The organism is Segatella paludivivens DSM 17968 = JCM 13650 (assembly GCF_000373185.1).
In the GTDB taxonomy this organism is placed as follows: Bacteria; Bacteroidota; Bacteroidia; order Bacteroidales; family Bacteroidaceae; genus Prevotella; species Prevotella paludivivens.
Map to the genome: position 1 here is coordinate 83,672 of NZ_KB890660.1, position 13,978 is coordinate 97,649.

7 protein-coding genes are annotated in these 13,978 nt (G+C 38.6%); 6 read left to right on the forward strand and 1 reads right to left on the reverse strand.

Going from position 1 to position 13,978, the window contains the following annotated elements; translation table 11 throughout:
• Nucleotides 1–23: 23 nt before the first annotated feature.
• Genes B045_RS0110395 through B045_RS0110420 form a run of 6 tightly spaced genes read left to right on the forward strand, consistent with a single transcriptional unit; the run spans nucleotide 24 to nucleotide 12,309 of the window.
• Nucleotides 24–2,822 (forward strand): SusC/RagA family TonB-linked outer membrane protein, encoded by a 2,799-nt coding sequence (locus B045_RS0110395; protein WP_018464202.1) that lies wholly within the window; start codon nucleotides 24–26, stop codon nucleotides 2,820–2,822.
• 20 nt (nucleotides 2,823–2,842) lie between these two features.
• Nucleotides 2,843–4,561, forward strand: coding sequence for a RagB/SusD family nutrient uptake outer membrane protein (locus B045_RS0110400; protein WP_018464203.1), 1,719 nt, complete (start codon nucleotides 2,843–2,845; stop codon nucleotides 4,559–4,561).
• A gap of 21 nt (nucleotides 4,562–4,582) precedes the next feature.
• Nucleotides 4,583–6,397: a rhamnogalacturonan lyase gene (locus B045_RS0110405; RefSeq protein WP_026234399.1), complete on the forward strand. Its 1,815-nt coding sequence runs from the start codon at nucleotides 4,583–4,585 to the stop codon at nucleotides 6,395–6,397.
• Nucleotides 6,398–6,446: 49 nt separating this feature from the next.
• On the forward strand, nucleotides 6,447–7,589 hold the full coding sequence (locus tag B045_RS0110410) for a rhamnogalacturonan acetylesterase (RefSeq protein ID WP_018464205.1): 1,143 nt from the start codon (nucleotides 6,447–6,449) through the stop codon (nucleotides 7,587–7,589).
• 58 nt (nucleotides 7,590–7,647) lie between these two features.
• Nucleotides 7,648–9,240, forward strand: coding sequence for a rhamnogalacturonan acetylesterase (locus tag B045_RS0110415; protein WP_238312063.1), 1,593 nt, complete (start codon nucleotides 7,648–7,650; stop codon nucleotides 9,238–9,240).
• Nucleotides 9,241–9,246: 6 nt separating this feature from the next.
• On the forward strand, nucleotides 9,247–12,309 hold the full coding sequence (locus B045_RS0110420; RefSeq protein WP_044067765.1) for an exo-rhamnogalacturonan lyase family protein: 3,063 nt from the start codon (nucleotides 9,247–9,249) through the stop codon (nucleotides 12,307–12,309).
• A gap of 60 nt (nucleotides 12,310–12,369) precedes the next feature.
• Here B045_RS0110420 and B045_RS0110425 read toward each other — a convergent pair whose 3' ends face one another.
• Nucleotides 12,370–13,977 carry a glycoside hydrolase family 43 protein gene (locus tag B045_RS0110425; protein ID WP_018464208.1) on the reverse strand — a complete coding sequence of 536 codons (1,608 nt, stop codon included), beginning with the start codon at nucleotides 13,975–13,977 and terminating at the stop codon, nucleotides 12,370–12,372.
• Nucleotide 13,978 lies beyond the last annotated feature (1 nt).

A 13,978-nucleotide genomic window follows, 5' to 3' on the forward strand; every position in this document is an offset into this window, starting at 1 on the left:
CATATAAAAAGTTAATAGCAATAATGAATAAGAATAATATATTAGTGTTGGCAATGTTGGCAAGCCTTGGCTTGCCAGCTGCTGCACAGAAAGATACAACTGCATTCAAGGACCAGCTAGTTGATGTTGGCGCTGATGTAAACTTTTCACGTGAACAGTCTACAGCTGCCGTTTCTATTATCACGAATAATACAACAGATAAGCGTAGTGCAAGAAACATTGGCAATTCTATTATAGGTCAGGGACTTGGTCTTATTTCTTTGCAGAATTCAGGTAATTATGCTGCACAGAATCCAACATTCTATGTACGTGGATTACAGAGCTTATCTGGTAGCTCACCATTGATACTTGTAGATGGTATCGAACGTGATATTGATAATCTTTCTCCAGAGGAAGTTGAGTCTGTTCAGATATTGAAAGATGCAGCTGCTGTCGCATTGTACGGATATAAAGGTACTAATGGTGCTGTATTGATTACAACAAAACGTGGTAAGTATAATTCTCAGGAAGTAAAGTTCACATATGATCATCTATGGAACTTTATGGCAAATAAACCTAAATTTGTTGATGCATCTACTTATGCACAGGCTGTAAATGAAGCTCGTGGTAATGATGGATTAGCTGCAAAATATTCTGATGCAGAAATTGCTGCATTCCAAAATGGTACATACCCAACAATGTATCCTAATGTAAATTGGGTTGATGAAGCATTCCGCAATACTGGAGTAACAAATAAATTTAATATTGAGTTCCGTGGTGGTGCGCAAAAATTCCGCTACTATACAATGATTGACCTTATTTCAGATAAGGGATTCATTAAGAATTTTGATATGAATGACGGTTATTCAACACAGAATAAATATGTTAAGGGTAATCTTCGTACAAATTTGGATATAGACCTTTTCGATAAAACAAAACTAAAAGTTAATCTTTTGGGTGTTTTAGCTGAGGCTAGTCGTCCTGGTAATTCAGCTAATATATGGGATATGGTTTATTCAGTTCCATCTGCAGCATTCCCAATAAAGAATGATAATGGTATGTGGGGTGGTAACGCTACATGGAATGGAACTGTAAACCCTGTTGCCCAAAGTGCTGGTGCGGCTTATGCTAAGAACCATTCAAGAAGCCTTTTCTCTGATGCCACTCTTACTCAGGATTTATCTGATTGGTTGGATGGTTTAGGTGCAACATTAAGAGTAGCTTATGATAACTCTTCAAATATATTGGAGAATCATAGCAAAGGATATGCATATGGTATGAATAGTGCTACTTGGGCAGCCGATGGTACAGCCACAGCTGGAACTTTATATACTGGCGGTGCAGAGACTGCTATGGGAGACGGTGCTACAACAAATAGTTTCAGCAAGCGCTTCCATTTTGATGGTGGATTTAACTATAATAATACATTTGGCAATCATTCTGTATATTCTCAACTAAAATGGGATTATGAGTATCAGGAGACAAACGGTATAAATACTGTAATTTATCGTCAGGATGCATCTTGGTATACTCATTATGGTTTCAAGAATCGCTATTTTGCAGATTTAGCTCTTGTTGAATCTGGATCAAGCAGACTTGCACCAACTACCAAATGGAACTTTTCACCTACGTTGTCAGCAGCTTGGGTTATATCAAAGGAACATTTCATGAAGAATATTTCTTGGGTTAACTTCTTAAAACTACGTGCTTCTGCAGGTATAATCAATGCAGACTTCTTGCCAAATAATACATGGACATATTATACTCAGCAGTATACTATGACTGGAGGAACATATCCTTTCAATGAAACTTGGCAGTCTTCTTTTGGACGAACAACTCTTGATCGCTATGCTACAGAAAATCCTTCTCATGAAAAAGCTTATAAATATAATGTAGGTATTGATGCTACTCTTTTCCATGGTTTGGATGTAACATTAGAAGGATATTTTACACGTCATAATAATATATGGGTAACTTCTGATGGTAAATATACAGATGTTATTGGTCAGGACGCTCCTTATGAGAATGGTGGAGTTGTTGATAATTCTGGTTTTGAAATCGGACTTGATTACAACAAGACAATCAGTGAAGTGACATTTAACATTGGTGGTAACTTCAATTATAATCATAATAAGATTAAGGAACAATATGAGCAACCACGTCTTTACAGTAACCTTGTACAGACAGGTCACCAACTAGGTCAGATTTATGGTTTGAAGGCTATTGGACTCTTCAAGGATGCAGCTGACATTGCAGCAAGTCCTAAGCAGAATTTCTCAACAGTTCAGCCTGGTGATATAAAATATCTTGATGTAAACGGCGATAATATTATCGATGCAAACGACGTATGTGCAATCGGTCATAGTACTACTCCGGGTATGTATTATTCTTTGCACCTTGGTGCTGAATATAAAGGCTTTGGTTTCTATTGCCTTTTCCAGGGTACTGGTCTTTATTCAGGGGTACTTAATACAAAGAGTATGTATTGGCCACTCATAAATAATACAACTATATCACAGTATTATTATGATAACCGTTGGACTCCAGCCAATCAGGATGCAAAGTTTCCTCGTCTAAGCAATGAGAATAATGCAAACAATTATCAGACAAGCACTTTATGGTTGGTAAATCGTTCTTTCTTTAAACTTCGTAATATTGAGCTTTATTATAATTTACCTAAGTCTATACTTGATAAGACTGGTTTTGTTAATGGAGCTAAGGTTTACGTTCGTGGAACAGACTTGTTCAGTGTTGATCATATGGATGTCTCAGATCCAGAGTCTTATGGTGCGACAAATCCATTGACGAGAAGTATTGTCGCAGGTCTTTCAGTTACATTCTAATAAATAAAACGAGTGAAAATATGAAACTAAATAATATACTTTGTTCTTCGCTTGCTGTTCTTGCTCTTGCTTCTTGCAGTGACAAGATGGATTATAACGAGTACAATATTTATGATAAGGATTATGTATCACAGACATTCAACAATGTTGGTGGCTTTATGACTGATATATATAATACTATCGATTATGATTATGGCAGTTATGGAAATGCTATAATGGGTAGTACAACTGATGAATCTGAATTTTCGGTAAGTGGTACCTCTATTGATGACTTCTTTAATGGAGCATGGAGTGCTACCAATGCAAAAAGTTCTGTTTGGAGCAGTATGTACACAGGAATCAATGTTTGTAATCAGGTTATGGATAAGTTTGTTGGACTTACTTTCCCTGATTATGAGATGAACTCTGACTACGATAAGCAAATGGCGCGCTATAATAATTATAAATGGGAAGCTCGTTTCTGGCGTGCTTATTTCTATTTTAATCTTGCCAAACAATATGGTGGTGTGCCATTGATAACCAAGGTACAGTCACCAGATATTACTAATAAAACTCCAAGAGCAACATCTGACGAAACATTTAAATTTATTATTGATGAATGTAATCTTGTACAGGATAGCATAGTTAATAATCCTTCAGATTTCAACTTGCCTTCTGAAAATGATAATGGTCGTGCTTGTCGTATAACAGTTTTAGCTTTGAAGGCTCGTGCTGCATTGTATTGGGCTAGTCCGTTGTTTAATCCACAAGGTGATAAAGAACGTTATCATACAGCTGCACTATACACAAAGCAACTTCTTGATGAATGTAAGCTGAGAGGCATGGACCTTGCTGCTAATTATGCTGATCTATGGTCTGTGAATAACTGGAAAGATGCTAACATCACTAAGGAAATCATTTTTGGCAGACGTATCTATGGTTCTGGATCAAATGGTGCTTCAAATACTTTTGAAAGCCGTAACTATCCTATCGGTATTGAAGGTGGAAATGGTGGTAACTGTCCTACTCAGAATCTAGTTGATGCTTATGAAATGAAAGATGGTACTAAATTCGACTGGACCAATACGCAAGAAGCAGCCAACCCTTATGCCAATCGTGATCCACGTTTGGATGCTACTGTTGCTAAGAACGGTGATGTTTGGCCAACATATCAAAAAGCTAAACTTGAAACTTTCTATGGTGGTGCAAATGGACAACCTATTTCTGGTGGAACCTTAACTGGTTACTATGTGAAGAAGCTATGTCATGGTGCAATTAATCTTACGGCAAGTAGTAAATATACTGTTGATAACCATACTTGGGTTACATTCCGTCTAGGTGAATTCTATTTAAATTATGCTGAAGCTGTATTTAAGTATCTTGGTAGTGCTGATGCTACATCTGCAGAATTCCCAATGTCGGCACGTGAAGCTGCTAGTAAGACTCGTGTTCGTGCAGGTATGCCAGCATTCCCTGTAGGTATGGGCAATGATGTTTTCTGGGCAAAATATACTAACGAACGTTTCGTTGAATTAGCTTTTGAAGGACATCGTTTCTGGGATGTACGCCGTTGGAAAGAAGCTGACAAGTATTTCACAAAGATAACAGAAATGAAACTTACGAAGAATACTGATGGATCTATTTCTTATACTCCTAACACAGTGACTCGTCAGTGGGATGACAAAATGTATCTTTTCCCAATTCCAGAGACAGAAATTCTTAAGAATGGTAATCTTACACAAAATCCTGGATGGAAATAGATTCGACTTATAATGAATAATATGAATAAAAAAATATTATTATCTTTACTATCTCTACTTATCGTGGCTGGCGCTTATGCTCAGCCACGATATATTTGGGGGAAGATGAAGCATGAAACCCTCAATCGTGGATTGGTTGCAATTCGTCAAAGTAATGGTGATGTAGCTGTTGCGTGGCGCATGCTACGTGCTGATAATAGCAAATGTGGCTTTGATTTGTATCGTAATGGTATTAAAATAAATAAAAAGAAGATAACAGGTGCAACATTCTTCACTGATACCATCCATGTTAATGGTAATGTAGAGTATACCGTAAAAGGAGGAAGTGTTGATGGGAGATATTTGTTGAAAGCCAATGCTCCAAATGATTATATTCCAATAAAGATAAACAAGCCAGAAGGTGGAATAACTCCAGATGGACAGAGATATGATTATTCTGCAAATGATGCAAGTATTGGTGATGTTGATGGAGACGGACAGTATGAAATTATTCTGAAGTGGGATCCTACAAATTCTCATGATAACTCTCAGCCTGGATACACAGGTAATACATATCTTGATTGTTATACGTTGGAAGGCAAACAATTGTGGCGTATTGATTTAGGTAAGAATATCCGTTCGGGCGCTCATTATACTCCATTTATGGTTTACGACTTTGATGGTGACGGCAAGGCTGAGGTAATGATGAGAACATGTGATGGAACAGTAGATGGATTAGGAAATGTGATAGGTGATCCAAAAGTAGATTGGCGCGAGACAGCAGAGAATAAATGGAGAGGAATAATAAAGCATGGCAATGAGTATCTTACTGTTTTTGACGGATTGACCGGAAAGGCTCTTTCTACTGTCAATTATGTACCTTCACGTGGTAGAGTGGAAGATTGGGGGGATGACCATTCTAATCGTTCTGAGCGTTATCTTGCTGGAGTTGGATATCTTGATGGTGTGCATGCAAGTGCGATATTCATAAGAGGATATTATACCCGTACCGTAGTTGCAGCATGGGATTGGGATGGAAAAGAACTTAAACAGCATTGGGTTTTTGATACTAATAATCCTAAATGGAAAGATTATGCAGGAAATGGTAATCATAATATAAGAGTTGCAGATGTTGATGGTGATGGTTGTGACGAAATAACATTAGGTTCTGTTGCTATTGATAATGATGGTAATGGCTTATATAATACTCATATGGGACATGGTGATGCCATTCATCTTACAGCGTTTTATCCAGACTCAGACAAACTGCAAGTATGGGATTGTCATGAAAACCGTCGTGACGGAAGTGATTTCCGTGATGCGGCTACAGGTAAAGTAAAATTCCAAATACCGAGTAATGAAGATGTAGGTCGTTGTATGGCTGCTGATATTGACCCTACAAATCCAGGATTGGAAATGTGGAGTGCTGACAGCAAGGGTTTGCGTAATGTAAAAGGCGAAATCCTTAATGGAAGAGTTCGTTCTACTAACTTTGGAATTTGGTGGGATGGAGACCTTTTGCGCGAATTGCTTGACCATGAGCGTGTGCTTAAATATGATTGGAAAGCAGGTCGTACCTATACATTGTTGCAGCTTAAGAACTGTAAATTTAATAATGGAACAAAGTCAAACCCATGTCTGAGTGCTGATATACTAGGTGACTGGCGTGAAGAAATACTTACACGTGATGAAGCTAGCAGCGAACTTCGACTTTATGTTTCAACGATACCTACAACCCATCGTATAAATTGTCTTGAGGAGGATATTCCATATAGACTTGGTGTAGCTGCAGAAAACTCTGGTTATAATCAACCGCCAGAGACAGGTTTCTATTTGGGAGCAGAATCTAAATTCTAGAAATATGAAAGTATCAAAGCGTTTATTCTTATTATTCATTATCTTTGCGATGACAGTATCTGCCGTTGCCCAAGAAATGAATTTTAAATTATCAAAGCAGTCAGAAACACCGTTTTACTTTTCAGTAAAGGTTCCTGACGGCAATTATAAGGTAACTGTTACACTTGGATCACATAAAAAAAAGGCTATAACTACCGTTCGTGCTGAGTCACGAAGACTAATGGTCGAGAATTGTGCAACGTTAAAAGGACAATTCAAAACTTATGAGTTCATAGTAAACAAGCGTTCTCCAAGAATCAGTGACACAAAGAAGGTTATTCTTAAAGACAGAGAAAAATATTATCTTGATTGGGATGATAGTCTCACCCTTGAGTTTAATGGAGTTAATCCATGTGTTAAGAGTATCGAGATACAACCAGACACCACTGCTCTAACTGTATTCCTGTGCGGAAATTCTACTGTAGTTGATCAGAGTAAAGAACCTTGGGCTAGTTGGGGACAGATGGTAACACGTTGGTTTGGACCAAGCGTGTCTATTAGCAACCATGCTGAAAGTGGACTGACTGCTGGTAGCTTTTTGGCAGGAAACCGCCTTGATAAAATACTATGCATGATGAAGAAAGGTGATTATGTCATGTGCGAGTTTGGTCACAATGATCAGAAAGAGAAAGGACCTGGTTCTGGAGCTTGGTATAATTTCTCGTATAACCTGAAAAAGTTTATAGATGAGGTTCGTGCCAAAGGTGGTAATATAATCTTTGTAACTCCAACCCAAAGACGCAGTTTTGACTTGGCTAAAGTTCATATACAAGAAACTCATGGAGACTATCCTGATGCCATGCGTGCTGTGGCTCGTCGTGAAAATGTACCAGTTATAGAACTTCATGATATGACTCGTACCTTCTTCGAGACTTTGGGATTTGAGAACAGCAAGAAAGCTTTAGTGCATTATCCTGCTGGAACATTCAAGGGACAGGACAAGGCTCTTGCCGATAATACTCATTTCAATCCTTATGGTGCTTACGAAGTTGCTAAAATGATCATAATGGGAATGAAGAAACTTAATCTTCCAATGGTAAAGGCTTTGCGTAATGATTGGAAGGATTACAGTCCTTCTTCTCCTGATGATTATAATAAATTTCTATGGTATCCGGCTCCTGTCAGTGATACTATAAAACCTGATGGAAATTAAAATATTTGATAATAGAACGATGATAATCAAAACAAAATTATTTTTCACTGCATTTTGTATGTTGGCATTGCCTTCAATGGCTCAGAATAATGTGCCAAAACCATTGGCGGATGTCAATAATGTAGTTGATCTTACTCTCGACAGTCTTAACAAAGCGCAGACTGCCCGTATCCCAGCTGGTAGTAGTCGTAATGGAAACAATCCTGTATTGTTTCTTGTCGGTAATTCTACAATGCGTAATGGAACTTTAGGTAACGGTAATAACGGACAATGGGGCTGGGGATTCTTCGCCCATACGTTTTTTGACGAAAATAAGATAACCGTAGAGAATCAAGCCTTGGGTGGAACAAGCAGCCGAACATTTTATAATAAGTTGTGGCCGGATGTAAGGAAAGCTCTTAAACCTGGTGATTGGGTTATCATTTCAATAGGTCATAATGATAATGGTCCTTATGATAGCGGACGTGCTCGTGCCAGTATTCCTGGAGTTGGTCATGATTCTCTGAATGTTACTATAAAAGAAACAGGAGTGAAAGAAACTGTTTATACTTATGGCGAATATATGCGTCGTTTCATTCGTGATTGTCGTGCTGTTGGTGCACATCCTATTCTGATGAGTCTTACACCACGTGATGCTTTTGATGAGAAAACAGGAAAGATTGTCAGAAAGATACATACTCAGTGGCTTATGCAGGTTGCAGCCGAAGAAGGTGTTCCTTTTATAGATCTCAATGAAATATCAGGAAAGAAACTTGATGGTTACAGCAAGTGGAAAGAAAAGTATTTTTTCTATGGAGACCATATTCACGGTAGCCGTTTTGGTGCAATGATGAATGCTAGGAGCGCAGCAGAAGGTATTGCCATGAGTGATAATCCTGCTTTGAAACCGCTTCAGAATATGATGCTTACAGTAGAACTTCCCGCATATAAAGTTCAGCGAGAGAAGGATAAACCTGTTGTGTGGTTTACAGGCGACAGTACTGTCAAGAATACTGATAAGGATAAAAATGGTATGTGGGGACTTGGTTCTCAAGCTTATACCGTATTTGATAAAAAGAAAATAACATGTTATAATGCTGCTCAAGCAGGGCGTTCTACACGTACATATCTGAATGAAGGTCGTTGGGATAAGGTGTATAATGCGCTTGAACCTGGAGACTTCGTGTTTATACAATTTGGTCATAATGATATTGGTGGTATAGATAAGGATAAAGAACGCGGCGTAATTCCTGGAGCTGCTGATACATGTCATGTATATAAATCAGCTAAGGATGGTACTTATGAATTGGTTTATAGTTTTGGTTGGTATTTGAAGAAGTTTATTGATGATGTCCGTGAGAAGGGTGCAACACCAATCCTTGTTTCTCTTACACCACGTAATGAATGGAGTAATGGTAAGATTGAACGCCGTAACGATTCTTATGGAAAATGGTATCGTGAGGTTGTCAGTCAGACAGGAGTTGAGTTTGTTGATTTGCATAATATTATGGCTGATTATCTTGATAAGAAATGCGGAAGCAAGGAAAAGGCTGATAAGTATTATAATCATGACCACACCCATTCTTCACTTTTGGGTGCTAAGACAAATGCAAACAATATTGCTAAAGGTCTAAAAGCTATACACAGTAAACTTGCTGGTTATTTAAAATAAATGTTTATGAAGAAACTGTTTTCATTGTTATTGCTGACTGTATGTATAGTCTCTAATGCGCAGTCATGGCAGAAGAAATGGCGTGTTGAATCTGAATCATCACAATATAAGGTTATACAGAATGGTGGTGATACTTTGGAAATAGTTTCCCCAAAAGGGCTTACATTATGGAATGTAAGCCCTCTTCATGGTGATGTTACAGTAGAGTTTGATGCACAAGTTGTAATGACTAGTCCGAACGACAGACTTAGTGACCTCAACACATTCTTTATGGCTTCAGATCCAAAAGCCAAGAATATTTGGACCAATATGTCTGCCAGGGATGGAGTATTCAGCAGACAGATTGCTTTGCAGATGTATTATCTAGGTTATGGAGGGAACTATAATACCACTACACGTTTCAGACGTTATACAGGTAATGGTCAACCTCCTGTAATTAGAGAGTATCAGGATGCTTCACATCTTCTTAAATCAAATCATTGGTATCATATCAAGATAGAGAAGGTAGGAAACAGAATAAGATATTTTTTTGATGGCGAATGCATCGTCGATTATATTGATGCAAAACCTCTTGAACAAGGCTGGTTTGGCTTTCGTACAACGCTTTCACATACTCGTATAGCGAACTTCCATACATATAAAAGTAGTTTATCTGACGTTTCACTCCATTGGGTTGGAAATGTCCCTGATGTAGCTATGCCTGTAACATTTGGTGTGCCTTTTGCAAAAGGTGAAGTTACAGATAAGTCATTACATAATTATGGAATTTGCAATATTCCTGTTGATAGTTGGACAAATGCACGTTGGCAAGATGGAAGTGTTAAATGGGCTGCATTCTCTGCTTTAATACCTAAAGGAGTTAATGCTACCACATTAAAGGCTGGTTATGGACAGCATGTAAAGCATAAACTTGTGGACATTTCCAAAAATGGAATTACTGTAAATACTGGTGATATGAAAGTGCTGTTCCCAAGACATGGGAATAGTTTTATGGATTATATAATTTATAAGGGAATAAAGGTAGCCGACATGGGGCGTGTCGTAGCGTCAACATCTTTATCGTCATATAAGTCTGTCATAGATACTTCCTATATAGAGAGCTGTGGTAATATTAGGGCGGTAGTACGTATTAATGGTCATATGACTAGTGATAAAGAACCAAACATGACGTTGCCATTTACGCTTCGTTTTTATCTTTATTATGGGAGTGAGCAAATAAGAATTCAGCATAGTTTTGTTTATGACGGGAATCAAAATAATGATTTCATTAAGAGCTTGGGACTTCAGTTTGATGTTCCTTTCCGCGAAACCGTTTATAATCGTCATGTTGCGTTTTCTTTTGATGAGGATAGTATATGGACAGAATCAGTGCAGCCTCTTGATGGAAGGCGTGAATTAAGCAGAGAACACGATTTTCTTACTGATCAGATGAACGGGTTACGTATTCCTGAATATGCGACCTTCGATGATGAGCAGAAAAAACTATTGGATGATTGGGCTGCTTGGGACGGGTTCAGACTCTCTCAACTTAATGATGGTTCGTTTACTATTCGCAAACGTGTTACGGGTAAATCTCCTTGGATAGGAACCTTTACTGGCACAAGATCTTGTGGACTTGCTTATGTTGGTGATGTAAGTGGTGGTATATCTGCTACGTTGAAAGATTTTTGGCAAAGTTATCCATCAACACTTCAGATAGACAGTGCACGAACAAATATGGCGCGTATGACTATTTGGTTGTGGAGTCCTGAAGCGGAACCTATGGACTTGCGCCATTATGATGACAGGGCACATGGACTGGAGTCTAGTTACGAGGATGTTCAGAAAGGCATGAGTGAACCTTACGGAATAGGGCGTACAAGTATTATCACGCTTCGTCCATATTCTTCTGCTCCGGGAACACTTCGTTTAAAACAAGATGCAATCGTTTCTGCAGACGATGCTCGTCTACTTCCTACAGCTGAATATCTTCATGATAAGAAAGCTTTTGGTGTTTGGTCCTTGCCATCCCAAAGTAAAGATACGCTAACATCTGTTGTTGAGAATAAACTTAATTGGTGGATAGAAACATACAAAAAAGCTGTAGCAGATTATCATTGGTATGGTTTTTGGAATTATGGAGATTTCATGCATGCATATTCCCCAGAACGTTCAGAATGGCGTTATGATGTTGGTGGATATGCGTGGGACAATACAGAGTTAGCGAGTCCTGATTGGCTATGGTATAGTTTCCTCCGTACCGGGCGTGCTGATATATGGAAGATGGCAGAGGCTATGACAAGGCATAACTCAGAAGTAGATGTATATCATCTAGGTGATATGAAAGGACTAGGAAGCCGCCACAATGTAAGTCATTGGGGATGCGGAGCTAAGGAGGCAAGAATCTCGCAGTCAGCTTTTGATAGATTCCTATATTATCTAACATCTGACGAACGACTTGGTGATATTATGCATGATGAAACCGATGCAGATATTATGTTATATCACATTGATCCTATGCGACTTGCCGAGCCGATCTCTGAGTATCCTTGTACAGCACCAGCTCGTTTGCGTTTTGGTCCAGATTGGCTTGCTTATGCTGGAAACTGGATGACAGAGTGGGAGAGAACTGGTAATACCAAATATCGTGATAAGATTATTGCTGGTCTGAAAAGTATTTCTTCGCTTCCTGACGGAATTTTCACTGGGAATCTTGCTAAAGGATATGATCCTGCAACTGGTATAATTAGTTATGAAGGTGACGTTAATATGAAGGAGACAAATCACTTAATGACTATTATGGGCGGTTTCGAAGTTATGAATGAACTGCGTCAGATGATAACAGTCCCTGAATTTGAACATACATGGCTTGATTTTGCTCGTAGATATCAATTCATGGCTGCGAAGAATCATAATCATTTCCCTGTAAGACGCCTGCAGGCTTTCGCAGCATATTCGCTTAACGATAAGGTTATACGAAACGCTGCTTGGAATAGCCTACTTAAGGATATAGATAACTTCTCAACAAATGATGCTTCACTTTGGAGTCTTGATGCAATCTATATGTTGGAAGTGATTCCAGAGAAGTAAAGAGATTGGCTCTTATGTTGATATAGTTCCTTCTTTGATTTTTATAGTTTGGTCAAACTATTATTTCATCATTTTGAACTTAAAGAAGTCCATATCAACATAACCGCCTGCTTGTTTTGTCGCATAATTGAAGATGGCAAATCTTGTACCCATAAAGAAACGGCGATAGTCGAAAATCATTTTGTAATCGCTTCCTATTCTATTCCAATTCTTGTTGTCAAGGCTGTAATAGAACTTTGCAATGTCCTTACCTGGATTGAAGTCTACGTCAATGCGCAGATAAATTTTGTTTGATTTTATCTCCACGCTGTCTTTTGCGTTTTTCTTAACGCCGGTAATCTCTTTTGCACGATCGCTGAGACTAACAGACTCTTCACTCATTGTTAATACATTCTTTTTACCTGTCTTTTTTATAGTGAGTATACCCGAATCACCATTGAAAGCTGCGAACCCAGTGTTATCACCGTCTTTCATCTTACTGATGTCAAGACTTATAACAGCACTGCTCTTCGGACCTTTCATGCGTTGTGATATAGTGTTAGGTGCGTCAAAAATGCTATTTGATATGCGGCTAGTTTTAAGTCTAAGATAGCCACTTCGTTCTGATAATGACCATGCATTGTCAATAGGGTTGTGATTCCATTGCCAATACATATTTAGTTTCTTACTGTTGAAGTCATCGCTTCCCACAATATCCGTAGTCTTACATCCTTGTACTGGTTTGTCCATTATCTCTGGAACGTGACCTTTCTCGTCACCAAGAATAGGCCATTCATTAATCCAAGTACATGGTTCAAGAGTCAACACACGACCGACTCCACCACGATCCTGAAATATAATTCCATACCATTTGCCGTCTTTTGCATCAACTATAGTACCCTGACCTACATAAGGAAAACCTCCGAATGGAGTTTCCAAAATTGTCTTCTTCTCAAATGGACCATGAATATTGGTTGCACGGTAGCATACTTGATGGCGAGCTTTCCCTGCAGGCCATGAGATCATCAATAGATAGTATTTGCCGTTATGCTTTATCATACGGCTACCCTCAAGAAGTCCGGTCTCGTCAGCTTCACGATTGAATAGTTTAACATCGCTGCCTTCTTTCACGCCTTTCAAGTCAGGAGTGAGTTCACACATCTGTCCTGTGCCATATACAACATAAGCACGGTCGTCATCGTCAAAAAATAATGTAGCATCATGAAAATGTCTCAATCTTGAAACTAGTGTCCATTTGTCTGTAGGATTCTTTGCTGTGCAAATATATGTGTCTCCTCCGGGATTATCATTTGGTGCAAACAGGGCATAGAATCTGCCATTATGATATTTTAGTGATGTAGCCCATTGACCACGACCATAAACAGTACCTTCTTTCATGTCGTATTTGGGCGAATCTGTAAGTTTGTCAAATATGTAGTTAACTGTTTCCCAGTTCACTAAGTCCTTTGATCGCATGATTGGTGCTCCAGGCATAAGATGCATGGTTGTAGTCACCATATAGAAATAATCCCCGACCCTTATCACATCTGGGTCTGGAGCATCTGCCCAAATCACAGGATTTGTGAATTGACGACTAGTGATGTTACTACTCTCCTTATGGTCCTTTCCAAAACAAGTGGATGCAGCCAATGTAAGAAATAAAAAAAGTAAAAAACGATTGCGGATCATA

Excerpts from the sequence above, each read along its gene's own strand:
- B045_RS0110405 (WP_026234399.1), top strand. The coding sequence starts at position 4,583 with ATGAATAAAAAAATATTATTATCTTTACTATCTCTACTTATCGTGGCT.
- B045_RS0110410 (WP_018464205.1), top strand. The coding sequence starts at position 6,447 with ATGACAGTATCTGCCGTTGCCCAAGAAATGAATTTTAAATTATCAAAG.
- B045_RS0110420 (WP_044067765.1), top strand. The coding sequence starts at position 9,247 with ATGAAGAAACTGTTTTCATTGTTATTGCTGACTGTATGTATAGTCTCT.
- B045_RS0110425 (WP_018464208.1), bottom strand. The coding sequence starts at position 13,977 with ATGATCCGCAATCGTTTTTTACTTTTTTTATTTCTTACATTGGCTGCA.
- B045_RS0110395 (WP_018464202.1), top strand. The coding sequence starts at position 24 with ATGAATAAGAATAATATATTAGTGTTGGCAATGTTGGCAAGCCTTGGC.
- B045_RS0110400 (WP_018464203.1), top strand. The coding sequence starts at position 2,843 with ATGAAACTAAATAATATACTTTGTTCTTCGCTTGCTGTTCTTGCTCTT.
- B045_RS0110415 (WP_238312063.1), top strand. The coding sequence starts at position 7,648 with ATGTTGGCATTGCCTTCAATGGCTCAGAATAATGTGCCAAAACCATTG.